Genomic DNA, 23,354 nt, shown 5'->3' with positions numbered 1-23,354 from the left:
ATGAAGTATGATACTGCGGCAAATTTTCCATGCCTGCTTTGATGATTCGAAGGGGGTGTAATTTAATAATGTTTTCTGGATGAAGCAAACCTGATTAACAGGTATGTGGATGCGCCAGTAAATAGAATTTTAATCATATTAGTCTAAGAGAGGTACTCATGACTACAGACGGCGCAGATTTAGCCAAACGCCGCTTTCTGACAAACACCACTGCTGTAATTGGTGCTGTTGGAGCTGGTTTTGTAGCTGTACCCTTCCTATCTTCCTGGGCTCCTAGTGAGCGTGCCAAAACTGCAGGTGCGCCTGTAGAAGTGGATATCAGTAAGTTAGTTGAAGGTCAATTGTTAACTGTTGAATGGCGTGGTAAGCCAGTTTGGATCATCAAACGTACTGCACAGAACTTAACAGATTTACCTACTCTTGATGGTGAGTTACGTGACCCGGCTTCTGAGAATGATCAGCAGCCTGAATACGCAACTAATTCAACACGATCTAGAAAACCTGATATTGCGATAATGGTGGGTATTTGTACTCACCTTGGTTGTTCTCCAACCTACCGCCCTGAAATGGGTGCAGCTGATTTAGGTGGCGCTGACTGGAAAGGCGGTTTCTTCTGCCCGTGTCACGGTTCTAAATTTGACCTCGCTGGTCGTGTTTATTCTGGTGTACCTGCACCACTGAATCTTGAAATACCACCTCACTTCTATAAGAGTGATCGCACCATACTGATTGGTGAAGATGGAGGAGCGGCATAATGTTTAAAAGTTTAATGACTTGGGTTGATGATCGCTTCCCGGCCACAAAAATGTGGAATGAGCATCTTGCTGAATACTATGCACCAAAGAACTTCAATTTTTGGTACTTCTTCGGCTCACTCGCGTTAATGGTTCTGGTTATCCAGATCATTTCCGGTATCTTTTTAACAATGCACTATAAGCCTGACGGCGCTATGGCATTCGCATCTGTCGAATACATTATGCGTGACGTACCTTACGGCTGGTTGATTCGTTACATCCATTCTACGGGTGCAACGGCCTTCTTCGTGGTGGTTTACTTACATATGTTCCGTGGTTTGATGTACGGTTCATTTAAGAAACCTCGTGAATTAGTATGGCTTTTCGGTATGTTTATCTACCTTGCATTGATGGCTGAAGCATTCATGGGTTACCTACTACCTTGGGGTCAGATGTCTTTCTGGGGTGCACAGGTAATCATTTCACTATTTGGTGCCTTACCTATTATTGGTGAGCCATTAACATTGTGGATTCGTGGTGACTTCGTAATATCCGATGCAACGTTAAATCGTTTCTTCGCATTACACGTTATTGCTTTACCGATTGTTCTTTTAGGTTTAGTTGTTGCACACATCATTGCATTGCATGAAGTGGGTTCAAACAATCCTGAAGGTATCGAAATTAAGAAGAACAAAGATGAAAATGGCATTCCTTTAGATGGCATTCCATTCCACCCTTACTACTCTGTAAAAGATATAGTAGGTGTGATCGTATTCTTAATGTTCTTCAGTATGGTTCTGTTCTTTGCACCAGAAGGTGGCGGTTACTTATTAGAGCACGCTAACTTTATTCCTTCTGATCCATTGAAAACACCAGAGCATATTGCACCGGTTTGGTACTTCACTCCGTTCTACGCGATTTTACGCGCAGTTCCAGATAAGTTGATGGGTGTTATTGCTATGGGTGGCGCAATTGTTGTGTTGTTCCTGTTGCCATGGATTGATCAATGTAAAGTGAAATCGGTTCGTTATCGCGGTACTAGTTTCAAGATTCTACTAGCAGTATTTGTAATTTCATTTATTGCATTAGGTCGTTTAGGTATGTTGCCTGCAACGCCTGAATTAACATTGCTTGCTCAGATCTTCAGTGTGCTTTACTTCGGCTTCTTTATTGCCCTGTACTTCACGTCTAAGAATGAGAAAACCAAACCCGTACCAGAGAGGATCACGAAATGAGAAATTTACTAAGCGTAATCCTACTGTCTATATCTATGGGGCTTTCAGGTTTAGTTATGGCAGCTGGTGGCAGTGTTCATTTAGATCATGCACCGGGTGACTTAACGGATACAGAATCTCTAAAACGTGGTGCACAGGCTTTTGCAGATAACTGCTTAAGCTGCCACGCAGCAGATTACATGCGTTATAACCGCATTGGTCGTGACCTTGGCTGGACAGATGTTGAAGTATCTGAAAAATTAATTAACACACGTGGTGCCGATGGCGAAAAAACCAAAGTGGGTGAGTTAATGAAGATAGCGATGAACAATGACTATGCAAGTGTCGCTTTTGGTACAAAAATTCCTGGTCTTACAGTAATTGCACGTGCTAAAGGTGGTGACTGGTTGTACACCTATCTGCGTACTTTCTATCTGGATGATTCACGTCCTACCGGTATGAATAATCTGGCGTTTGCTGATGTTGGTATGCCTCACGTGTTATGGGAAAAGCAGGGTTTGCAGAAAGCTATTTTCAAAACAGAGAAAGGCGAAGACGGCAACGATAAACATATATTTGAGAAAATGGAAATAGTGCAAGCGGGTACTATGTCTGTTGAAGAATATGATGCTTATGTTGGTGATCTGGTTAACTTCATGGTTTACATGGGTGAGCCAATGCAGCTAGAGCGTAGAAGTCTTGGTATCAAGGTTTTAATCTTCCTGTTCATCTTCGCAATTGTGGCTTACATGCTGAAGAAAGAATACTGGAAAGACGTTCACTAAAAAATAGTCGTAAATCGTAAGTCGTAAGTCATAAGTCAAAAGCGGGGCAGCATTGCTGCTTTTGCCTTTTTCCTGTGACTTGCGACTTCTGACTTTTGACTTTTGACTTTTTTATCGAGGTTTAAAAATTATGGCGTCTAATGCACTCGCCAATCGTAGATCAGTAATGAATCTATTTACATCTCCATCATGTCCATACTGTCATCTGGCACGTATTGTACTTGCAGAAAAAGATATTACTTTTGAAGCTATTGATGTTGATTTAAGCAATCCACCTGAAGACCTGTCTGAACTCAACCCATACAATACAGTGCCAACACTGATTGATCGTGATTTAGTGCTTTATGATTCACGTGTAATTGTTGAATATTTAGATGAGCGTTTTCCGCATCCACCATTAATGCCGGTTGATCCAGTATCTCGTGCAAAAACACGTTTAGCGTTGCATCGAGTTGAAAAAGACTGGTTCCCATTGATGCATGATATTTTAACTAAAGGTGAAAAAACGGCTGCTAAAGCACGTAAGATGTTACGTGAAAGTATTATTTCATCGAATGAGTTATTTAAGGTATTACCTTTTTTCCTTAGCGAAGATTATAGTCTGGTTGATGCAACCATAGCACCTTTGTTATGGCGTTTATCTGTTATGGGTATTGAGTTACCAGATGAAGCAAAAGCGGTAACCGATTATGCGCAGCGTATTTTTGAGCGTGAAGCATTTCAGTTAAGTCTTACTGAAACTGAAAGAGAAATGCATCTCTAAAATTGACTTCTAGAGTGAAAGAAAAATGGAGAAAATGACATCCAGCCGATCTTATTTAATAAGAGCGCTGTATCAATGGATTGTAGATAACGGTGTGACACCTTATATTCTGGTTGATGCACTGATACAGGGTGTGGATGTCCCTCAACAGCATATTCAGGACAATAAAATTGTTCTGAATATCGCGCCAATGGCGGTAGAGGGGCTAACGCTGGGAGATGATGCGATTAGTTTTAGTGCTCGTTTTAGTGGTAAATCTGTTAATTTGTTAGTACCAACTGAAGCAGTGCTGGCTATATATGCCAGAGAAAATGGACAGGGCATGATGTTTAATGACGAGCCCGGGTCTGCGCCACCTCCTGATGATACCAGTCCTACAGATGATAAGCCTAAGCCTTCGTTACGGGTTGTTAAATAATACCTAAGAGCAATAGCTTATTGTTTGTTATCGTGCGATTGCTTTGCCCTGATGGATATGTTTTATCGTTGTGTATAGTTCTACTCGTTTATAAGCCTGGAAAGATCGTTCTTTGACAGATAACTAGATAAAGCTATTTTTTAACCGGTCGTTTCTGCAGTTTTCGTTGTAGTGTTCTTCTATGCATCCCCAGTGCTCTGGCAGTTGCTGAAATATTCCCGTCATTATCCATTAATACTTTTTGCAGGTGCTCCCATTCCAGTCGTTTGGGAGATAGAGGTTGTTCAGCAGGTTTAATCGCCTGATTGTCTAACTCATTATCGAAACTGGCAATGATTTCATCCGCATCTGCAGGTTTTGTCAGATAGTGTTTGGCGCCCAGTTTGATTGCCTGTACGGCCGTGGCAATACTGGCATAACCCGTAAGCATAACGATACTTATATCCGGGTTATTTGAAACCAGATTTTCAACCAGTTCAAGTCCTGACTCGTCTCCAATGCGTAAATCTACAATTGCGTAGGCAGGTTGATTTATGCTGGCTAACTTCAATGCTTCAGCAGAGTTTGTAGCGGTAACTATTGTATAACCCCTGCGTTCTATGGCGTTATTTAATACCATACAAAATGTTTCGTCATCATCGACAAGTAAAATATCGACAGGTTCGTTATGGTTATTATTCGTCATGATTAATCTCTAAATTTCGCTCTGTTAAGGGCAGTATTATTTTGACAATAGCTCCACCCTGATCCTGATTGGATAGAAAAATTTCACCCCCGAGGCGTTCAATTGATGCATGTGCGAGAAACAGGCCCAGGCCTAGTCCCTGTTCTTTGCTGGAATAGGCCTGTTTTCCTGCGTGGGTCTGTATCATTGAGTCCAGCCCGGAGCCATTATCCATTACTTTAATTGAAACCTGATTACCATCCTGTTTGATCTCTAGCATAATTTTTTCTGGTGAGGCATCTGCTGCATTATTAAGAATATTAAAAAGTGCCTGAGTCATGGTCTGCTCGGAGAGTATAAGTGCATTAATTTTTGTTAAATCACTTTTTAGTTCTAGTTTTGTTGAGGGTCGCTGTTGTTGCCACTGATTGATAATATCTGAAATATACTGATTTACGGGTAACATCTGTCCTCCGCCCATTAGCTCTTCTCCGGCTGAGTGAGACAGTGTTGTTAAGGCAGATTTACAGCGATCTACCTGTTGACGAATGATAGCGAGGTATTCAGTAGACTGACTGGAATCACAAATATCATGAAGTTCTGTCACCAGAACAGCTATTGTTGACAGGGGCGTGCCTAGCTCATGGGCTGTACCAGCAGCCAGTGTGCCTAGTGCAACCAGTCTCTCGTCTCGTAATGCATTTTCACGTGCCTGAGCCAGGTGATGGTCGCGTTCCCTTAAGCTGTTTGCCATGCGGGCAACCACATAAGCAACCAGTAGGGCGGTGACCATATAACCTAACCACATGCCAATGATGTGCTCATGAAAGCCGCTGTTGTGTTGCATATGCATATCATGTGAAGAGGTGTCTACGATGGGTTCATAGAAAAACATTAACATGGTGTAACCGGTCATACTCAAAGCCGTAATGAGCCATATCGCGCGTCCGGGCAATAAGGTTGCAGCAATAAAAATAGGTACCAGATAAAACCAGCCGAATGGATTGCTCGCTCCACCGGTAAAGTAAAGTACGCCGGTAAACGCGGCAACATCAATAATGAGTTGCCAAATTAGAGTTTTATCAGTTACCGGTTTGTTTTTATGTAACCACCAGCCAGTGACCAGATTAATTATAAGAAGTGAGCTAAGAATTACGCTAATAGAAAATACTGGCGTAGTTGTGTTGTTAGAAAATGCATATGTAATTAGAAAAAAAGCAGCGATAATAAGAAAATTACGCAACATAAACAGACGGTAAAGATTGTGTGCGTGAGTGTTTTTTTGTTTATAAAATTGTGGAAGTTTAATCATAATGGAAAATATCAGGTTACCTTAATTGTGCACTTGCACCGTAGAATTCTAAACTCTCTGTATTTCAATTAGTAGTATATATCCTTGTAAATTGAGGTTATATGACAATATGTCGCCTGCGACAATGTGTCGCATTATGTTCTGCCTGATCGAGTATTAGGCTTCGCGCAGACATTACTTTAATGATTTACGGACTTTAAATGCTAAATAAGACAAAAAATAAAATTAAAATGCTGAGTATAGGCGCGATACTTGGTTTATCTGTAACACCTGGTATTTTACTGGCTGAGCATGAGCATCATGCGGTACCTGATGCGCCTATCGGTATTATGGGGCATCATATGCACCCTGAAGGTGAGCGTATATTGTTGTAAGGCTAGATGATAATGGTCGTGATTATAAGTTAGGAAACAGCGTTGCATTAAATAGTTGGTATAGTTTTGGTGTGGGCGATAAAAGTACACTTTCTGTCAGGCTTAAATTATTAGACTGGGGTAATATTAGTGGTGCTGATGCTGATTTAAGTATGATGTTAATGAATTCTGTAGTGCCTACTGCAGATCCTGATTTGCGAGCGGGTACCAGAGCAGATGCCTTAATAGGTTATAACTACCAGTTAACTCAAGCTGCTTTGATTGGTGTTGAAGTTGGGGTACCTGTATACCAGGATTTAGATGGACCTCAATTAGAAACAGACTTAACAATGCAGCTGGGTTTGCAGTATGAATTTTAAGTGTTGAGCTAAATATTGAAAATATTGCCACAGAGGCACAGAGAATGCAGAGATAAAATATATAGCTTGTTACATAGGTATGCTGTTACTTTAAAAAACTCTGTGCCTTGTGGTGCAAAAAAATCACATTTCAGGCAATGTCTTGCCAGGGTTTAAAATATTGTTTTTATCAAACACCTGTTTAATCTGATGCATTAACTTAATTTCAGTTTTACCTAATTCTTTGGTAATAAAGTTACGCTTTTCCAGTCCAACTCCATGTTCTCCCGAAAGGCTTCCATTTAATTCTAAAGCCAGATCAAATACATCATTCAGACAGTTTTCTGCTGCTTTCATCTCATTTTTATCATCCGGGTTAACCAGTAAGTTAACATGAATATTGCCATTACCTGCATGACCAAAATTAACGATTTTAATGTCGTGTGTCTGGCTTAGCCTATCCAGAGCATTAATGAGAGCAGGTATATTTGAAACGGGTACAACTACATCTTCATTGATTTTTTTGGGTGCAATTTTGCGTAAGCAAGGAGAAAGTGCTTTACGTGTTTGCCATAGAGCATGGGCCTCTTCTTTGGTCTGTGCAATATCAGTTTGTATGTGGCCTTCTACCTGAGAAGCTAATTTAATGATTTCTGATTCCCGCTGTATCGTATCTGCATGACCATCAACTTCAATCATTAACATTGCGCCAGCATTAGTGGGGAGTTCGCTGCTTGAATAACTGCGAACCATATCCAGAGCATTTTTATCCATAAACTCCAGAGCGCAGGGAGTTACTGCTTGTGCCATTATATTTGAAACTGCACGAGCAGCTGCATCCATGCTTTGATAGCTTGCTTTTAATGTGTGCTTGGCTGTGGGTAGGGGGAGTAGTTTTAATGTGGCCTGAGTGATAAGTGCAAGATTTCCTTCTGAGCCAATGAGCAGGCGAGTCAGGTCATAACCAACTACACCCTTAGTTGTGTGTGTGCCGCATTGTATAATATCGCCATTACCGGTGACTGCCCTTAGCCCTAATGTATTTTCCCTGCAGGTGCCATATTTTACGGCGCGTGGTCCGGCAGAGTTATACGCTAAATTTCCACCAACAGAACAGAAGGCTGCACTGGTTGGGTCAGGTGCCCAGAATAAGCCGTGTTTAGCTGCACACTGCTGTACTTCCAGATTGGTAACGCCGGGTTGAACATCTATACTCCGGTTTTTTTCATCCATATGAATAATTTTATTCATATGTTCAAAAGAGATAACTATTCCACCGTTAACCGGAACGGTTGCTCCTGTCGTTCCTGTTCCGCGACCTCTGGCATACAGAGAAATATTGTGCTGGTTACAAATTGTAATAATTTGTTGAACATGTTCCTCGGTTGTAGGGAAAACTACGGCTAAAGGCTGAGCGTGACGCCTGCTGTTATCATAACCATAGGTCAGGCATTCGCTGGCATCCGTTAAAATGCTTTCTGTTGGAAGTATTTTTTGTAATTGCTTTAAAAAAGGTTTGCTCATATTTTTATTAACCAGAGAAGCTCTGGGTTAGGCGCCCATTAATTGAGAATCTACAAGATCACCCAGGCAGTGAAGAATAAGCAGGTGTGTTTCCTGAATGCGAATGGGGGAATCTGAGTCAACCCGAATCTCAATATCGTCATGTTGTAAACGCGCGCTGACTTCGCCACCGTTCTGTCCTGTTAATGCGATTATTTTCATATGACGTTCATGGGCGGTATCAATTGCAGCAACAATGTTTCCAGAATTTCCGCTGGTAGTAATGATTAATAAAATATCAGTATTCTGACCCAGGGCTGCAACCTGCCTTGAAAAAATCTGATCGTAGCTATAATCATTTGCAATTGAAGTAAGAATAGATGTATCCGTAGAAAGTGCAATTGCTGGAAGCCCTGGGCGCTCCATTTGAAATCGGTTTAACATTTTTGAAGAGAATAATTGCGCTATGCCTGCGGAGCCGCCATTACCACAGGATAATATCTTACCCCCGGATAATAAACCGTGCGTCATAAGTTGCGCGGCCAGAGCGATTGCATTTTGGGATTTTTCTAGCGTGCGCTGTTTAGTTGTGATGTCTTCTGCGAAGTTTTTTTCAATTATGTCTATAAGGTTCATATTTTATATGGTTTATGTTTATTAGGTTATTTTTGTGTATGTGAAATCAAAATGCATTCTTTATCCATTCAATAGACAGGTCGTTGTGTTCTCCTGTCATTGCGATAACATCAAAACGAGCGTTTAATTCACGGCCTTTTTTCTGCATATAAAAGAGTGCTGTTTTTTGAATTTTTTGTTGTTTAGTAATAGTGACACTTGCCTTTGCGCCGCCATAGTCCTGATTTTTTCGATAACGAACTTCAATGAAAACCACCACATCCTGATGTTGCATAATAAGGTCTATTTCACCATATCGGCTATGAAAATTCTTATCAATTAATTTTAGACCATTTTTTTTCAAATAATCACAGGCAAGCTTTTCGCAAGCCTTACCTTTAATTGATCGGCTGTTGAATAGGGGTGGTATCATCAATTACTAAATTTACTGGCAGTGTATTTATGTCAATCAGTTTAGGTATGCCGCGTTTAAACTGAGCGGATAATAGTTCACGGTGTATGCGGTTAAACGGGTCAAGGTAAAGGTTGCCAGTCTGACCGGAGAAGCGCTCATAGGTTTTACCCTGAAGACGCCCAAGAAAAGGAATTAAATTATAGGCGTCAACGCCAAGTGCAAAAAATCGGGTGTAGCGTTGTTGTTCTGGCCAGTACTTGATAAGAGACTGTTTTGACTGGCTCGGTGCATTCAGGATCCATGGCATATCCAGAAAATTCAGATCATCAATGTCACGATCTGCCTGTTTGTTAAGTTGCCCTGTAAATGCATGAGACGTGGCATATACTGGAATTTCACCCGCATAATGAAACTTGAACTGGGGTTTTAACTGGCGGGCATCCTTGGGTGTGGCCGCCATAAAAATCATATCTACATCCTGTCGACGGTAAGGTGTAAATTTCATTTTTGTTCGCGTTACATTTTGAATGGCGCGATAACGACTATAACTCTGTTTGATATTTAACATGCTTTGTATTGGTTGCTTAAAATCATTTTTATTAGGGGTATAGGTTTGAGCGCTAATAACTGTACCGCCTAACTCTTCAAAGCGTTGTTGAAATGCGTTACGTAGGCGTTCACCCCATGCGCCTTCAGGTACGAGTACTGCGGCATGAGTGTGTGCCTGACGAAAAGCGAGCTCTGCAGACTGGCGTGCTTCATCTTCTGGTAACAAGCCAAACTGAAACAGGTTAGGGCTGTTTTTGGTTTGCGTGCTGGCGTAGTTGAGGGTAAGTGTCGGGATGTCCATTTGTTCTGCGCGGGTAAGTATGTCGACAGCGGATTTAAGGAACGGGCCAATGATGAAGTCTGCTCCCTGATCAGCTGCTTTTTTATAGTAATTCCAGATGGCTGCCTGATTGTCGCTGGTGTCAATAAAGCTAATTTTAGGTTGAAACGTTTTATCCGGGTGCTGATAGTAAGAAGACATAATGCCGTCGCGAATGGCGCCAGCCACCTGGGCGTATTTGCCGTTCAGGGGGAGTAATATGGCAATATGTCTGGGCTGGTCAATTAATTCTATTTGTTTGTTACCAAGTTCTCTAATGAAAACTTTTGCAGCCGGGTGCTCCGGGTATTCCTGGCGCCATAGGTGGATGCCATCCTGTAGATATTGCCAGTCGACCTGACCCCGTTTGGCAATTTTAGCCAGTTCAACCCAGCCAAGAAAATCAGTATTAAGTGGTGCATTGCTAATTTGTTGCAGGCTGGTAGTTGGTAATAAAGAAAGTGCCTCCCAGATGGCCTGATGGTTTAGCTCCTGATCAAATTGATCCGTTAACAGTTTATCCATCTGTACACGGGTTTTGGCCGACTCAAGGGGGTAACTAGAATCCAGGAATGCTCTGGCACGCAGTTGCATGAGTCTGATTTGTTGTTCTGTAGGTAGTATTCTGGCTATATTTAACAACTTTAGTGCATATCGTGCATTACCCCGGTTAATCTCTATTTCGGCTGTGAGTAGTTGTAACTCAACCTGCTCTTCACTACTGGTTAATTCCTGATTTATCTCAGATATCTGTTTTTCCGCTAGTTCAAACTGTTTTTGGTGAACCAGTATTTGAGCTGCTTTTAGTAAGTGTTTATTGCGGTCAACTCCGGTGGATAAAGCAGCCAGTTCCATGTGTTCACCTGCGGACTCTGTAGGCTCCAGCTGGGTTTCGTCATCTGTGGTTACCAGATCTGTAGGTGCCTGTGTTTTATCTGTAATTATGCTGTCTTTTGGTGTGCAGCCAAAAAGACTGATGCCGATGAGTAGTAGTGTGGTTGTGCGTAAAAATAAAGTCATTATCTAATGTATGTCAGCTGATGTTATTATGGCAAACGAGAGTATCTGTTTTGGAGTCCCAACTGTCAATGAATCAGGGCACACTTTATGTAATCGCTACCCCAATAGGCAATCGTGCTGATATGGGTGAACGCGCCATTTCTGTATTAAAGCAGGTTGATCTAATTGCTGCGGAGGATACCCGTCACAGCAAAATATTACTGCAACATTATAATATAGATTCGTCAATGCTGGCTTATCATGATCATAATGAAGAGCAGATGACGCCTAAATTAATACAACGCTTATTAGCGGGTGACAATATAGCGTTGATATCTGATGCGGGTACACCATTATTAAGCGATCCGGGTTATCGGCTGGTTAAAACTGCACATGAGGAGTCTATTAAAGTTAGCCCGATTCCCGGTGCATGCGCGGCTATTGCAGCGTTGTCTGTATCCGGTATTGCGACAGATCGTTTTATGTTTGCGGGCTTTCCGCCTCATAAGCAGGGAGCCAGGCAGAGTTTTTATCAGGAATTTGAGCATCAGGCAGCTACTCTGGTTTTTTATGAGTCTAGTCATCGAATTGTGGCCTCGGTTAAAGATATGCAGCTGGTGTTTGGCGCTGAGCGTAAAGTGGTGCTGGCCAGAGAGATTACCAAGCTCTTTGAAACGGTGCATAGTTCTACTTTAGGTGAACTACCTGAGTGGTTGCAGGCAGATAATAATCAGCAAAAAGGGGAGTTTGTTCTTGTTGTTGATGGGGTCGAAGTGCAAATGAGCCCTCAATCTGCTGAGCTGGAGCAGGTGTTGAAGATTTTACTAGAGGAATTACCGGTAAAGCAGGCAAGTAAGATGGCTGCAAAAATTACCGGAATGAAAAAAAATCAGGTGTATAAGCTAGCGCTTGAACTATCAGGTAAGTGATTGAAAAAACAGTAAATAACGCTATAATGACCAAAGTGTCATGACATCTTTGTCGGTAAAGTTGCCACTTGTTGTTATCTCTAAGTGTTTGATATTTATTTAAATTATCAAATCATCAAAAAAACTATCAAAAATACAACAAAACCATGTCGATTAAGTTTACAGATATTGTCATTTTTCTGTAATGATAAATGACTGCTTTTTCATAACTCATTGTTTAATATGGAAATATAAAAATGGGTATGGCCTGTGCAATATAACTCATCAAGGCTTACAGCCAAGGCAAAAAATAAAACTAAATTTAAAGTAAGTTGCCATAAAAGACTGGACTGTGAAGCATCTAAATGAAAAAAAAGTTAAATAGACTCGTGTTTGAGTTAGATATTAATCGATCAAATACATTTAGATATTTATAGATGGAGTTCAAGATGGCACCACTACAAGCAGTATATGAAGATTTCAGTGCATGTTGCGATGAGTTTGTTGAGGGAGTTAGTTACCTCAAAGATCGTGCGATGCCAAAAGCTGTTAACCGTTTTCAGCAGGCTTATGAGTCAGTCGGTCGTGCAGATGTTTACCATAATAAATATGGTTCATATTGTGGTCTGGCACGTGTTTTATCTGGAGATGCGACGGGTCTGGAGATGTGTCGACATGCTTCAAAAAGTGAATTACATGATGGTGATGTGTATTTAAATCTTGCTCGAGCTGAGTGGTTTTATGAAAACCGTAAGGCTGTGATTATTGCACTTAAAAAAGGTTTACAAGTAGATAACCGTCATCCCGGATTACGTCAGATGCGAGAGCAGTTAGGAATTAGACAGCGTAGTCCATTACCGTTTTTACCTCGTACGCATCCTCTAAATCATGCGTTAGGTAAGTTAATGAGGCATGCAGTAGCAGTTTAAGTTGTGGTCAAATAAGTAAAGCAAAAATATATTTGCGAAGAGTAAAGAGTATTAGCGTGGTTGGCCACAGGTGTTTCATCTGTGGCTTTTTTTTTCAAAAAAATTTTTAAATAAATGTGAATAGCTTTTTGTTTAAAGAATTTCGAAAAGGAAGTGAGTATGAGTATCGAAAGTGTCACATATAAAGATTATAGCCTTTGTAATCCTAATTTTATTAATGGAATTGAATTTCTTAAGAGAGGGATGTTTTCTCAGGCGTGTCATTGTTTTGAGATGGCTTATGAAAAAACTTCATATACTGATATGCATTATAATAAATATGCATCATTTTGTGGTTATACGCGTGTATTGAATGGTGATAGAGGGGGTCTGTCTATCTGCCGTGAAGTGGCTCGCAATGAGCTGTATGACGGTGATGTGTTTTATAATCTGGCTAAATCAGAATGGCATTTTAATGATCGTAAACGCACCGTTGATGTTCTGCTTCAGGGGATGGAGGTGGATTATATGCATCCGGGAATGCGCGATTTGCGTAAAAAAATAAATATGCGTAAAAAAACACCCATTGGTTTTTTACCCAGAAATCATGCGTTAAATAATAAGCTGGGAAAACTATTTAGAAAATAGATTAGTCTTTCTCTAAGAAATTTATAAAGCAATATCAAGGCTGGCTTGTTATCCGGGGTACGGGTCTTAGTCAGGGTAGTGTTTTTTAAGTGTAACTAAATTTAAAAAGGTAGTAGATGAGTAGCATGTAATATTAAACATAATGTTAGCAGGAACAAGGAGGTTGTTGTGTCATATATTAAAGCGGTTTATCTTGATTTAAATCGGTGTAATGAAGATTTTATAAAAGGCATTGAATTGCTTGAGCGGTGCTCGCTTAGTGATGCGGTTGAATTGTTTCAGCGTGCATGCCAGTCTATTTCGGTTGATCATGAGCTTTTTTCTAAATACCATTCCTTTTATGGTTTTTCATGCCTGTTAAATGGTAAGCATGAGGCGATAAAAATTTGTCGTAATGCTGTCAGGTCTTACCCCTTTGATGGTGATATTTGCATGAATCTGGCAAGAGCTGAAATAATTTTAAATAATCGTAGTGCGGCTCTGGATGTGATTCGTACCGGACTGCGTTATTCGGAAAATCATGAAGGGCTGCAAAAGCTTAAAGTTAAGCTAGGTGTGCGTAAACGTAAACCTATACCGTTTATTTCCAGAAATAATCCAGTCAGTGTTGCATTGGGTAAGCGAATGCGAAAGTTGCGGTGATGGTGTTTATGGCCAATAGCGGATGTTTTTCAGGCTATTAAACTGGTGAGAGTGTGCATTGTTTTGATATTTCTCCATCGGGGAAAGGTAGCTGCTTTTTTGCGCCCTGTCTCCTGTCGTGATACCGGCAAGATATGACAGTGTAGATAGTCGACTTCGTAGTGCTCTTGATGGCATCACTACTGGGGACAGAGCGGGAAAGATGCTCTGTCCCCGATGGATATGTGCCTAAACTACATTTTATTCAGTGCAAAACCGGACGATTATTAGCGCTGATTTATGCTATAGTCACCGCCGAAGTTGGCTGGACAATCGCTGTATGATTTTATCGTAGAGAGGAAAGTCCGGGCTCCAAAGGGCAGGGTGCCAGGTAACGCCTGGGGGGTGTAAGAACCTACGGCTAGTGCAGCAGAAAGATACCGCCTTAATTTGCTAATTTAGTATTTTGGGGTAAGGGTGAAATGGTGCGGTAAGAGCGCACCGCGTTTACTGGTAACAGTGGCGGCTAGGTAAACCCCACCTGGAGCAAGACCAAATAGAGAAGCTGAGGCGTGGCCCGCGCTGCTTCTGGGTAGGTTGCTTGAGGCGCATAGCGATGTGCGTCCTAGATGAATGATTGTCACAACTTCGGTTGTACAGAACCCGGCTTATAGGCCAGCTTCCCTAGTTTCCGCTGATAACTCAGCTTGCCTCTGACAGGCCGCATGGCTTCGTTGGAAAATGGACATTTACATTTGTAAACTTACATTTTCCGTCTTGCCTTGCCCTGCAGTCAGTCAGAAGCAATCTGAGCTATCGCTCTCCTGCGATGTTTTTACCTGTTCTCTGGCTTTGACTGAGGACCCTGTTTGTATTTATGGTTTTACAATTGTTAATCCTAGTGATTCCCAGTTTTGCATGCCACCGCGGTAGTATTTAATTTTTGCAGCGGGATAGCCAAATTTTAATAATGTACGGATAGCGGCAGGTGACTGTCCGCACCAAATGCCATTGCAATACATTACAATGGTTTTTGCGTTCGCAAAATTCAGGGCGCTACCTGTATTGAGTACATCAAGTTCGTCTTCCATTATTTCTAATGCGCGTTCTTCGTTTTTAAATTCTGTGAATGGGATATTGGCTGTGCCAGGTATGGTGCCACGTTTTACCCATACTTTTGTGCGTGAGTCTATAATCTTTAATTTGTTATCACCCCCGGTTTTTTGTTTCAGGTAATGAATCATCTCAAGCGTGCCAATTGTTTCGACTGCATGGGGTTTAAACGGGTTTATGGCCTGTATTTTACCTCGATGTGTTTTTTGGTAGTATTTGCTAATGATGTTTTCACGATTTTGATTCCTCTTAATCGTAATAATTTGTCCTTTGTGCTCCACGTCTATGCTGTAAATATCGGGGCTTATCATTATTTTTTTGGGTTTATCTTCTGCTAATACGGTTGTATTGAGTATGAGCGAGGTGAAAAGTGCGTACAGGGTGCTTTTAAGCATAGTTTTCTCTTAATTTGTTGGGTTGTGTTGTCTTACCTTATATAGATTAAAGTCGCCACAAATGACAGGTCATATTTTTTATCTGCTTGGTCATAAATAAACATTAAAAAAAATCAAATAGAACTGTAACTTAAAGTAGTTTATTAAGTTATCTGCCCAACTTGTTGACTTGCCTTTTCTTATTCCGTTTGTCTCCGTGTTAATTATGTGAAATAGCTCTAAGTTGTTGTCATATAAGGAAAAAATTCCTTATTTATCCTGTGTTTTTGCTTGACAGTGGTGGGTAGTGGTACCTATAGTTCGGATATGTGGAGAAATGTGGATCAATGTGGGTGAAAGTGCATTTTTCAACACAAGGCTACCTGAGTATCAGGTGGGGCGGCTTATATAAAAATGGCGAACTAAAACTATAACAATGATTTTTCGTGGTATTAACAATCTAACGCTGGATGCAAAGGGCCGAATGGCTATTCCCTCGCGTTACCGTGACAAGATCATGGAGTCTTGTGGTGGGCGATTGATTGTTACAGTTGATCAAGATCGTTGTTTGATGGTGTATCCATTGCATGAATGGGAAGTTGTAGAGGCTAAACTTGCTGCTCTTTCCAGTACCAATAAGCGAACTCGTTTGATGAAGAGGTTATTGATTGGTCATGCGACAGAAGCTGAGTTGGATAGTCAGGGGCGTATTTTGTTACCGACTTTGTTGCGTGAATATGCTGGCTTAGATAAAAAATGCATTTTAATTGGCCAGGGAAATAAGTTTGAAATATGGGATGAACAGCTTTGGACGGAAAATCAGCAAGTATGGCTGGATGAAGCGGAAAATGATGAAGGTGATTTGCCAGAAGCTTTGGAAAATCTTTCGTTCTAATGGAAGAACTACACGGCCAGCACCGACCGGTTCTTCTTAGTGAGGCCGTCGAGGCGCTAGCTATAAAACAGGATGGTTTTTATCTTGACGGGACATTTGGTCGAGGTGGGCATTCAGCTGAAATTCTAAAAAAATTAGGAAAGACGGGAAAGTTGCTGGCAATGGATCAGGATCCGTTGGCAATTGAAGTGGCGGAGCTTAAATTTGCGGATGACTTAAGATTTGAAATAGTACGGAATAACTTTGAAAGTCTGGAAGAAGTAGTGTCGAGTCACGGAATGGCGCAACGGGTTGACGGGGTTTTACTTGATATAGGTGTTTCTTCTCCGCAGCTAGATGATGCAACAAGGGGTTTTAGTTTTATAAAGCCGGGGCCGTTAGATATGCGCATGAATCCACATGTAGGTCAGTCAGCAGCAGAATGGTTAGCCACTGTGGAAGAGTATGATCTGACTACAGTGTTAATGCATTTCGGTGAAGAAAAGTTTGCTCGACGAATTGCAAATGCCATTGTTGAAACAAGAAAAGAAACGGTTATAGATGATACGGTTCAGTTGGCTAATATAATTGAAGCAGCGATTCCTGTTAAACCAAAAAATAAACACCCTGCTACTAAAAGTTTTCAGGCAATTAGAATTCATATAAACCGTGAACTTGAGGTGCTTGAAAATGCGCTGCGTGCAAGCTTGAATGTTCTGGCTGTTGGCGGGCGACTTGCGGTCATTAGTTTTCATTCATTAGAAGACAGAATGGTAAAAAGGTTTTTTAGAAAAATGTCACGGGGACCGCAAATTCCTAAAGACATCCCGGTATTAGCAAAAGATTTAGAGCAGCCATACAGGTTAATTGGTAAAGCTATTAAACCGGGAAAAAAGGAAGTGCAGGAAAATCCTCGTTCACGTAGTTCAGTCTTGCGTGTAATAGAGAGAGTTAAGTGAAGGTGGTGTGGATATTAATCGCATTATTAGTGGTGGCGATTATGGGGTCTGCAATAGGTGTAATTTATAGTAAACACCAAACAAGAAAGATATTTGTTAATTTGCAAAAGCTTCATAAGCAGATTGATGAGCTGGATGTTGAGTGGGGGCAGTTGCAGTTGGAGCAAAGCGCCTGGTCATCTCATGGAAGAATTGAGAAAGTTGCACGTAAAAAACTACAAATGACATTGCCTCGGGCAAATGAAATTTTATATATAAAACAATGAAAAATAAAAACAAAAAACCACATTATCAGTTCAGGCGCATTGTTGTGTTATCTGTGTTCGCGTTAGCGATAGTGGGTTTGTTTTTGCGTGCGCTGGATATGCAAGTTATTAATCAGGCCTTTTTCCAGCAGCAAGGTGATGCGCGACATTTAAGAGTTGTGCCTATATCTGCGCATCGCGGTGATATTTATGACAGAAATGGTGAGCCATTAGCGATTAGTACACCGGTGGATTCTGTCTGGGTTAATCCTAAAGAAATTAAAAATGATCTGCATCGTGTAACTGAAATTGCAAAAACATTAAAAATTAATGCGCAGCATCTGAGAAATAAATTAGTTAAAAATTCAAATAGAGAATTCGTTTATATACTCAGACAGGTATCACCTGATACAGGCGAAAAAATTAAAGCACTTGGTATTCCCGGGGTGTATTTGCAACGAGAATACAAGCGTTATTATCCGGCAGGAGAAGTTACATCACATGTAATTGGTTTTTCAGATGTAGATGATATTGGTCAGGAAGGTCTGGAGCTGGCGTATGATGAGTGGCTTAGCGGTGAACCGGGTTCAAAGCGAGTCATACGTGATCGCCTCGGACAGGTGATAGATGATGTGGAAAGGATAAAGACGGCTGAGCCGGGTAAGTCGGTGAGGCTGAGTATTGATCGGCGAATACAGTATCTGGCTTATCAATCGTTAAAGTCCGCTGTTAAAGAACATAAAGCCATTGCAGGATCTGCAGTGGTTTTAGACGTTCATACGGGTGAGGTTTTAGCAATGGTAAATCAGCCGTCTTTTAATGCGAATGACCGAAGTCAGTTAAAACCGGGTGTTTATAGAAATCGATCGGTTACTGATGTTTTTGAGCCTGGTTCTACAATGAAACCTTTTACGATTGCGGCGGCACTTGAAACAGGGCGATGGCATCCAAAAGATAATGTGAAGACGTCACCCGGTTATTACAAAGTGCAGGGCAGCACGATAAAAGATATGCGCAATTATGGAAAAATTAATCTGGAAGAGATTATTTTGAAATCAAGCAATGTCGGAGTAAGTAAAGTTGCGTTATCGCTTGATCAGGAACAACAGCTTGGTATGTATATGAAACTGGGCTTTGGTATTAATAGTGGAAGTGGTTTTCCAGGTGAGAGAAATGGTAATTTACGAACGGGGCATTTAAGTGAGTTTGAGCGTGCAACCATGTCGTTTGGGTATAGTTTGTCGGTAACGCCTTTACAGTTGGCCAGAGCTTATTCTTCAATTGCAGCAGACGGGGTCATTTATCCTGTGTCGTTTTTGCGTAGAGATAAGGAGGTTGAAGGCGAGCAGGTAATGAGTTTGGCAACGGCTAAAAAAGTTCGTCATATGATGGAAAGGGTAGTTAGTCCTGAAGGGACTGCAAACAAGGCCTCAATTGCAAATTATCGTGTGGCAGGAAAAACAGGAACAGTGCATAAGTTTATTTCTGGTGGTTACGCTAAAGATCGTTACCTTTCTGTTTTTGCGGGAATGGCTCCTGCGTCTGATCCAAGGCTGGTTATGGTGGTTATGCTAAATGAGCCTCGTAATGGTAAATATTTTGGTGGGCAGGTAGCGGCACCGGTTTTCTCAAGGGTTATATCGGGTGCATTGCGTTTGCTAGATGTGCCACCAGATGATTTGAAGTATGCGCAAAAAGAGTCGCTTGAGAAAAAAGGAAAGAGCGCATGATGGCTGCATTAAAAAACAATCATTCCGCAATAACTTTGAAGCAGCTATTAAGTGGACTGTCTGTGTCTGACTATTTGCCGGAGCTTGAAGTTAAAGGTCTGGCTCTGGATAGCAGAAAAGTTGAGCAGGGTTATGTGTTTGTTGCACTTGAGGGTCAGTTTGACCATGGTCTTGCTTATGCTGAAGCAGCAATAAGCAGGGGTGCTGTTGCTGTTTTATGTGATGCGAAATTTGATCAGTATTGTCAGCAAATATTATCAAAGCTGATGTCGAGAGCTATTTGTGTTCCTGTGCGTGATTTACAGAATAAGCTGGGTGAAATGGCAGGTAAGTTTTATGGTGAACCATCTGAGAAAATTTTTGTATGTGGTGTTACCGGTACGGATGGGAAAACATCTGTAAGTCATTTTATTGCACAGGCGATGAATCAGGCTTATGGCTCGGCTGCGGTAGTGGGAACATTAGGTAATGGTTTGATTAATAATCTGCAGGAGTCAAGTCATACGACGCCGGATGTGATTAGTCTCCATCAAATGATGTCTGACTTTTGTCTTCGTGGCGTAGAGCATGTTGCAATGGAGGTTTCATCTCATGGTCTTGATCAAAAAAGATCGGCTGGTATTGATTTTGATGTTGCCGTTTTAACAAATTTATCAAGAGATCATCTGGATTATCATGGTGATGTTGAATCGTATAAACAGGCAAAGAAAAAGCTTTTTACAGAGAGTAATGAGAAGGCGCTGGTATTAAATATCGATGATAGTTTTGGTGCTGAGTTGTATGCAGAAAGAAAAAATATAAATCCTATCTGGTTGTATGGTTTAGATGAAAAAAGAGTAAAGCAAAGCAAGTTATATGTTTATGCAACAGGTATTCAAAATGAGATGAATGGAATCAGCTTTATGCTGAAAAGCTCGGAGGGTGCTTCGCAAGTTAGTATTAAATTAATAGGTGAATTTAACGTTTATAATGCGTTAGCCTGTTTCTGTGTGTTGCTGGAAAACGGTATTAACTTTAATCATGCAATTAAATATATTGAAAATCTGCATACCGTACCGGGTCGGATGGAATTATTTGTAAATGAAAATAAACCATCAGTGGTAATTGATTATGCTCATACACCGGAGGCTTTATCGCAGGCGTTAATTAATGTTCGAAAGCATGTGGCGGGTAAAGTTATTTGCGTGTTTGGCTGTGGAGGAGATAGAGATACAGGTAAGCGACCTCTTATGGCGCAGGCTGCAGAGAAATTATCTGATCTGGTTATCATAACAAATGACAATCCGCGTACAGAAAGTCCTGAAAAAATAATTGACGATATCAAGCAGGGCATAATTAATGAATTGAAGCTTATTGTTGAGCTGGACAGGGAAAAAGCTATACAGCATGCGATTGAAATGGCTACGAGTGATGATCTTGTTTTGATAGCGGGTAAAGGTCATGAGTTATATCAGGTTATAGGAAATGAAAAAATAGCTTTTAGTGATAGAAAAATCGCATTGTTAACGTTAGGGGTGCATCAATGATGGCACTTGAGCGGGCGACAAAAATACTTAACGGGATTATGACCGGCGAGAATGTTAATTTTTCTTCAGTATCTACAGATACGCGGAGTTTGCAGGCAGGTGATTTATATATTGCACTGCATGGTGAGTTGTTTGACGGGCATGATTATATTGTGCAGGCGCAGCAAGCTGGAGCAGTCGCTGCAATTGTTCATAAAGATGTAGAAACGAGTTTACCAGTTATAAAAGTTGAAGATACAAGAAAAGCTTTAGGGGGGCTGGCGGCAGCCTGGCGACAATCATTCGGTGGCAAAGTTGTAGCAATTACGGGAAGTAATGGAAAAACCACTGTAAAAGAAATGGTGTCTGCCATAGTAGCGAAACAGGGTGAGGTTTTGGCAACTCGGGGTAATTTTAATAATGATATTGGGTTGCCACTCACTTTGTTGCGCATGGAACAGGAAGATTTTGCTGTGATAGAAATGGGTGCTAATCACCTTGGCGAAATCTCAAACTTAACGTCAATAACACAACCCGATGTGGCGTTAATTAATAATGCGGGTCAGGCACACCTTGAAGGTTTTGGTTCTTTAAAAGGCGTAGCACAGGCAAAAGGTGAAATATATCAAGGGTTAGCTGATGATGGTATTGCAATTATTAACTGTGATGATGGCTTTGCTGATTACTGGCGTGAATTGTCAGTAAATAAAAAAATCATGGGCTTCTCAATGCAGGATAAAACTGCAGAAGTGTATGGTGAATGGCAGCAAACAGGGACAGGTGGAAATTTAAGTGTTCAGCTGAGTGGTAAAGAGTTAAATATAAGTTTGAAGGTATATGGATTACATAATGCAATGAATGCACTAGCAGCGATTACAGTTGCTAAAGCGTTAGATATTAAGCATGAATTTATAACTCAGGCACTAAATGAATTTTCAGCAGTAAAAGGTCGTTTGAACTTTCACAGGGTCGGTAAAACACTAACGGTAATTGATGATACGTATAACGCAAATCCTGCTTCATTATCTGCGGGTATTGAGGTGTTATGTGAGCTGCCTGGAAAACATTGGCTTGTTCTGGGAGATATGGGTGAGCTGGGTGATGACGAAAGAAGAATTCATTTTGATGCGGGTTTAAAAGCACGTACTGCTGGTGTGACGCGTTTGCTAACGGTTGGAGAGGCTAGTCGTCATGCAGTTGATGCATTTGGTGATAATGCAGAAAATTTTAATAGTAAAGATGAACTTGTTTCATTTATACAAAAACACCAGACAGAAGAGCTGGGAATATTAGTAAAAGGTTCGAGATTTATGCATATGGAGCAAATAGTGGATTTATTAATAAAGGGGTCGACCTGATGCTGCTCTGGCTTGCTGATTATTTAACTCAATATCATAGTGGGTTTAATGTTTTTCGTTATCTAACCTTGCGTGCAATTTTAGGCACGTTAACCGCATTGAGTATTTCATTGATTATTGGCCCCTCAATGATTCGTAAATTAACAATGTATAAAATCGGTCAGAATATTCGTGATGATGGTCCGCAAGCACATTTATCTAAGGCTGGTACTCCCACGATGGGTGGTGCGTTGATTTTGGTTGCGGTAGCAATCAGTACGATTTTGTGGATGGATTTAAATAATAGACAGGTTGTTGTCGCACTCGTTGTGACTTTGTTGTTTGGTGGTATTGGTTTTATTGATGATTTTAAAAAATTAAAGGGTGGATGCAGTCAAGGTTTGTCTGCAAAAGCTAAATACATATGGCAAACGGTATTTGGTTTGGGTGCAGCAATTTATATTTATCAGACAGCTCAGCAGCCCATAGAAACAACATTAATCATTCCGTTTATGAAGGACGCGATGATACCACTGGGCATGGGATTTGTTGTTCTAGCTTATCTGGTTATTGTGGGTACCAGTAATTCAGTTAATTTAACAGATGGTCTTGATGGCCTGGCAATTTTGCCCACCGTTATGGTGGCTGGTGCGTTAGGTGTGTTTGCCTATTTAACCGGAAATATAAATTTTGCTAATTATTTAAGTATTCCATATGTCAGTGGTGTTGGTGAGCTGGTTGTATTTTGTGGAGCATTAGTTGGTGCAGGTTTAGGTTTTTTATGGTTTAACACATATCCCGCTCAGGTGTTTATGGGGGATGTGGGCGCGTTAGCGCTAGGTGCGGCGTTAGGTGTTGTCGCTGTTCTGGTTAGGCAGGAGCTGGTGTTATTAATTATGGGTGGCGTTTTTGTGATGGAAACAGTATCAGTTATTTTGCAGGTTGCATCGTTTAAATTAACAGGAAGACGTATTTTTAGAATGGCGCCACTACATCATCATTTTGAATTAAAAGGGTGGCCGGAACCCAGAGTAATTGTGCGGTTCTGGATAATAACGGTTGTATTAGTACTTATTGGTCTGGCTTCATTAAAAGTTAGATAGGGTAAACACAGGGCTCAAGTTAAGGGC

Annotated in this window: 24 protein-coding genes and 1 other RNA gene; 18 read left to right on the top strand and 7 right to left on the bottom strand. The window is 41.0% G+C overall.

Translation table 11 applies throughout. The features are described 5' to 3' along the window. Positions 1 to 158: 158 nt before the first annotated feature. The 5 genes from petA to DIZ80_14750 all read left to right on the top strand — a co-directional run bounded on the left by petA (position 159) and on the right by DIZ80_14750 (position 3,914). Positions 159 to 755: a ubiquinol-cytochrome c reductase iron-sulfur subunit gene (petA, locus tag DIZ80_14770; protein ID RDH81353.1), complete on the top strand. Its 597-nt coding sequence runs from the start codon at positions 159 to 161 to the stop codon at positions 753 to 755. Continuing rightward, a complete protein-coding gene (locus DIZ80_14765; GenBank protein ID RDH81352.1) occupies positions 755 to 1,969 on the top strand; it encodes a cytochrome b in 1,215 nt (404 codons plus the stop codon). Before petA ends, DIZ80_14765 begins: the two co-directional genes overlap by 1 nt. After that, the gene (locus tag DIZ80_14760; protein RDH81351.1) at positions 1,966 to 2,733 is read left to right on the top strand and encodes a cytochrome c1; all 768 of its coding nucleotides are present in this window, start codon (positions 1,966 to 1,968) and stop codon (positions 2,731 to 2,733) included. The genes DIZ80_14765 and DIZ80_14760 overlap by 4 nt, the downstream gene beginning before the upstream one ends. 130 nt (positions 2,734 to 2,863) lie before the next feature. Continuing rightward, on the top strand, positions 2,864 to 3,496 hold the full coding sequence (locus DIZ80_14755) for a stringent starvation protein A (GenBank protein ID RDH81350.1): 633 nt from the start codon (positions 2,864 to 2,866) through the stop codon (positions 3,494 to 3,496). Positions 3,497 to 3,530: 34 nt separating this feature from the next. Further along, complete coding sequence (locus tag DIZ80_14750) at positions 3,531 to 3,914, top strand: ClpXP protease specificity-enhancing factor (protein RDH81349.1); 384 nt, start codon at positions 3,531 to 3,533, stop codon at positions 3,912 to 3,914. Between the two features lie 133 nt (positions 3,915 to 4,047). Here the strand turns inward: DIZ80_14750 and DIZ80_14745 are convergent, their stop codons facing one another. Next, a complete protein-coding gene (locus DIZ80_14745) occupies positions 4,048 to 4,599 on the bottom strand; it encodes a two-component system response regulator (GenBank protein ID RDH81348.1) in 552 nt (183 codons plus the stop codon). Then, entirely contained in the window at positions 4,589 to 5,890 is a 1,302-nt protein-coding gene (locus tag DIZ80_14740) for a histidine kinase (protein RDH81347.1), read from the bottom strand. Before DIZ80_14740 ends, DIZ80_14745 begins: the two co-directional genes overlap by 11 nt. A gap of 445 nt (positions 5,891 to 6,335) precedes the next feature. On the opposite strand from DIZ80_14740, the gene DIZ80_14735 reads away from it, so the two are divergent. Next, positions 6,336 to 6,623: a hypothetical protein gene (locus DIZ80_14735; protein RDH81346.1), complete on the top strand. Its 288-nt coding sequence runs from the start codon at positions 6,336 to 6,338 to the stop codon at positions 6,621 to 6,623. A 123-nt stretch (positions 6,624 to 6,746) separates the two neighbouring features. Here the strand turns inward: DIZ80_14735 and DIZ80_14730 are convergent, their stop codons facing one another. Genes DIZ80_14730 through DIZ80_14715 form a run of 4 tightly spaced genes read right to left on the bottom strand, consistent with a single transcriptional unit; the run spans position 6,747 to position 11,023 of the window. Then, the gene (locus DIZ80_14730; GenBank protein ID RDH81345.1) at positions 6,747 to 8,126 is read right to left on the bottom strand and encodes an FAD-binding oxidoreductase; all 1,380 of its coding nucleotides are present in this window, start codon (positions 8,124 to 8,126) and stop codon (positions 6,747 to 6,749) included. Between the two features lie 27 nt (positions 8,127 to 8,153). Continuing rightward, positions 8,154 to 8,741, bottom strand: a complete 588-nt coding sequence (locus DIZ80_14725; protein RDH81344.1) for a phosphoheptose isomerase — start codon at positions 8,739 to 8,741, stop codon at positions 8,154 to 8,156. Positions 8,742 to 8,787: 46 nt separating this feature from the next. Continuing rightward, positions 8,788 to 9,153, bottom strand: coding sequence for a YraN family protein (locus DIZ80_14720; GenBank protein ID RDH81343.1), 366 nt, complete (start codon positions 9,151 to 9,153; stop codon positions 8,788 to 8,790). Continuing rightward, positions 9,119 to 11,023: a hypothetical protein gene (locus tag DIZ80_14715; protein ID RDH81342.1), complete on the bottom strand. Its 1,905-nt coding sequence runs from the start codon at positions 11,021 to 11,023 to the stop codon at positions 9,119 to 9,121. Before DIZ80_14715 ends, DIZ80_14720 begins: the two co-directional genes overlap by 35 nt. A 68-nt stretch (positions 11,024 to 11,091) precedes the next feature. On the opposite strand from DIZ80_14715, the gene rsmI reads away from it, so the two are divergent. The 5 genes from rsmI to rnpB all read left to right on the top strand — a co-directional run bounded on the left by rsmI (position 11,092) and on the right by rnpB (position 14,774). Further along, a complete protein-coding gene (rsmI, locus tag DIZ80_14710) occupies positions 11,092 to 11,931 on the top strand; it encodes a 16S rRNA (cytidine(1402)-2'-O)-methyltransferase (protein ID RDH81341.1) in 840 nt (279 codons plus the stop codon). 428 nt (positions 11,932 to 12,359) lie between these two features. Next, complete coding sequence (locus DIZ80_14705) at positions 12,360 to 12,839, top strand: hypothetical protein (GenBank protein RDH81340.1); 480 nt, start codon at positions 12,360 to 12,362, stop codon at positions 12,837 to 12,839. A 159-nt stretch (positions 12,840 to 12,998) separates the two neighbouring features. After that, positions 12,999 to 13,466 carry a hypothetical protein gene (locus DIZ80_14700; GenBank protein ID RDH81339.1) on the top strand — a complete coding sequence of 156 codons (468 nt, stop codon included), beginning with the start codon at positions 12,999 to 13,001 and terminating at the stop codon, positions 13,464 to 13,466. A 168-nt stretch (positions 13,467 to 13,634) separates the two neighbouring features. Continuing rightward, the gene (locus DIZ80_14695; GenBank protein ID RDH81338.1) at positions 13,635 to 14,108 is read left to right on the top strand and encodes a hypothetical protein; all 474 of its coding nucleotides are present in this window, start codon (positions 13,635 to 13,637) and stop codon (positions 14,106 to 14,108) included. 296 nt (positions 14,109 to 14,404) lie between these two features. Beyond that, positions 14,405 to 14,774: RNase P RNA component class A (gene rnpB, locus DIZ80_14690), an RNA gene on the top strand. Positions 14,775 to 14,962: 188 nt separating this feature from the next. Here the strand turns inward: rnpB and DIZ80_14685 are convergent. Continuing rightward, positions 14,963 to 15,595 (bottom strand): sulfurtransferase, encoded by a 633-nt coding sequence (locus DIZ80_14685; GenBank protein ID RDH81337.1) that lies wholly within the window; start codon positions 15,593 to 15,595, stop codon positions 14,963 to 14,965. A gap of 418 nt (positions 15,596 to 16,013) precedes the next feature. Between DIZ80_14685 and DIZ80_14680 the strand changes: the two genes are divergently transcribed. The 7 genes from DIZ80_14680 to DIZ80_14650 are packed head-to-tail and all read left to right on the top strand — an operon-like array spanning position 16,014 to position 23,327. Continuing rightward, the gene (locus DIZ80_14680) at positions 16,014 to 16,469 is read left to right on the top strand and encodes a cell division/cell wall cluster transcriptional repressor MraZ (protein RDH81702.1); all 456 of its coding nucleotides are present in this window, start codon (positions 16,014 to 16,016) and stop codon (positions 16,467 to 16,469) included. Continuing rightward, a complete protein-coding gene (locus DIZ80_14675) occupies positions 16,469 to 17,407 on the top strand; it encodes a 16S rRNA (cytosine(1402)-N(4))-methyltransferase (GenBank protein RDH81336.1) in 939 nt (312 codons plus the stop codon). The genes DIZ80_14680 and DIZ80_14675 overlap by 1 nt, the downstream gene beginning before the upstream one ends. Beyond that, the gene (gene ftsL / locus DIZ80_14670) at positions 17,404 to 17,673 is read left to right on the top strand and encodes a cell division protein FtsL (protein RDH81335.1); all 270 of its coding nucleotides are present in this window, start codon (positions 17,404 to 17,406) and stop codon (positions 17,671 to 17,673) included. The genes DIZ80_14675 and ftsL overlap by 4 nt, the downstream gene beginning before the upstream one ends. After that, positions 17,670 to 19,382 (top strand): cell division protein, encoded by a 1,713-nt coding sequence (locus DIZ80_14665; protein RDH81334.1) that lies wholly within the window; start codon positions 17,670 to 17,672, stop codon positions 19,380 to 19,382. The genes ftsL and DIZ80_14665 overlap by 4 nt, the downstream gene beginning before the upstream one ends. Next, complete coding sequence (locus DIZ80_14660) at positions 19,379 to 20,908, top strand: UDP-N-acetylmuramoyl-L-alanyl-D-glutamate--2,6-diaminopimelate ligase (GenBank protein ID RDH81333.1); 1,530 nt, start codon at positions 19,379 to 19,381, stop codon at positions 20,906 to 20,908. The genes DIZ80_14665 and DIZ80_14660 overlap by 4 nt, the downstream gene beginning before the upstream one ends. Then, on the top strand, positions 20,905 to 22,245 hold the full coding sequence (locus DIZ80_14655; GenBank protein ID RDH81332.1) for a hypothetical protein: 1,341 nt from the start codon (positions 20,905 to 20,907) through the stop codon (positions 22,243 to 22,245). Before DIZ80_14660 ends, DIZ80_14655 begins: the two co-directional genes overlap by 4 nt. Beyond that, positions 22,245 to 23,327 (top strand): phospho-N-acetylmuramoyl-pentapeptide-transferase, encoded by a 1,083-nt coding sequence (locus DIZ80_14650; protein ID RDH81331.1) that lies wholly within the window; start codon positions 22,245 to 22,247, stop codon positions 23,325 to 23,327. The genes DIZ80_14655 and DIZ80_14650 overlap by 1 nt, the downstream gene beginning before the upstream one ends. Positions 23,328 to 23,354: the final 27 nt, after the last annotated feature.

It is taken from the genome of endosymbiont of Galathealinum brachiosum (genome assembly GCA_003349885.1).
GTDB lineage: Bacteria > Pseudomonadota > Gammaproteobacteria > SZUA-229 > SZUA-229 > SZUA-229.
This window is presented reverse-complemented; position numbering and strand designations above follow the sequence as displayed.

Excerpts from the sequence above, each read along its gene's own strand:
- DIZ80_14650 (RDH81331.1), top strand. The coding sequence starts at position 22,245 with ATGCTGCTCTGGCTTGCTGATTATTTAACTCAATATCATAGTGGGTTT.
- petA (RDH81353.1), top strand. The coding sequence starts at position 159 with ATGACTACAGACGGCGCAGATTTAGCCAAACGCCGCTTTCTGACAAAC.
- DIZ80_14745 (RDH81348.1), bottom strand. The coding sequence starts at position 4,599 with ATGACGAATAATAACCATAACGAACCTGTCGATATTTTACTTGTCGAT.
- DIZ80_14740 (RDH81347.1), bottom strand. The coding sequence starts at position 5,890 with ATGATTAAACTTCCACAATTTTATAAACAAAAAAACACTCACGCACAC.
- DIZ80_14750 (RDH81349.1), top strand. The coding sequence starts at position 3,531 with ATGACATCCAGCCGATCTTATTTAATAAGAGCGCTGTATCAATGGATT.
- DIZ80_14665 (RDH81334.1), top strand. The coding sequence starts at position 17,670 with ATGAAAAATAAAAACAAAAAACCACATTATCAGTTCAGGCGCATTGTT.
- DIZ80_14755 (RDH81350.1), top strand. The coding sequence starts at position 2,864 with ATGGCGTCTAATGCACTCGCCAATCGTAGATCAGTAATGAATCTATTT.
- DIZ80_14720 (RDH81343.1), bottom strand. The coding sequence starts at position 9,153 with ATGATACCACCCCTATTCAACAGCCGATCAATTAAAGGTAAGGCTTGC.
- DIZ80_14765 (RDH81352.1), top strand. The coding sequence starts at position 755 with ATGTTTAAAAGTTTAATGACTTGGGTTGATGATCGCTTCCCGGCCACA.
- DIZ80_14715 (RDH81342.1), bottom strand. The coding sequence starts at position 11,023 with ATGACTTTATTTTTACGCACAACCACACTACTACTCATCGGCATCAGT.
- rsmI (RDH81341.1), top strand. The coding sequence starts at position 11,092 with ATGAATCAGGGCACACTTTATGTAATCGCTACCCCAATAGGCAATCGT.
- DIZ80_14730 (RDH81345.1), bottom strand. The coding sequence starts at position 8,126 with ATGAGCAAACCTTTTTTAAAGCAATTACAAAAAATACTTCCAACAGAA.
- DIZ80_14660 (RDH81333.1), top strand. The coding sequence starts at position 19,379 with ATGATGGCTGCATTAAAAAACAATCATTCCGCAATAACTTTGAAGCAG.
- DIZ80_14685 (RDH81337.1), bottom strand. The coding sequence starts at position 15,595 with ATGCTTAAAAGCACCCTGTACGCACTTTTCACCTCGCTCATACTCAAT.
- DIZ80_14760 (RDH81351.1), top strand. The coding sequence starts at position 1,966 with ATGAGAAATTTACTAAGCGTAATCCTACTGTCTATATCTATGGGGCTT.
- DIZ80_14705 (RDH81340.1), top strand. The coding sequence starts at position 12,360 with ATGGCACCACTACAAGCAGTATATGAAGATTTCAGTGCATGTTGCGAT.
- DIZ80_14700 (RDH81339.1), top strand. The coding sequence starts at position 12,999 with ATGAGTATCGAAAGTGTCACATATAAAGATTATAGCCTTTGTAATCCT.
- DIZ80_14655 (RDH81332.1), top strand. The coding sequence starts at position 20,905 with ATGATGGCACTTGAGCGGGCGACAAAAATACTTAACGGGATTATGACC.
- DIZ80_14725 (RDH81344.1), bottom strand. The coding sequence starts at position 8,741 with ATGAACCTTATAGACATAATTGAAAAAAACTTCGCAGAAGACATCACA.
- DIZ80_14675 (RDH81336.1), top strand. The coding sequence starts at position 16,469 with ATGGAAGAACTACACGGCCAGCACCGACCGGTTCTTCTTAGTGAGGCC.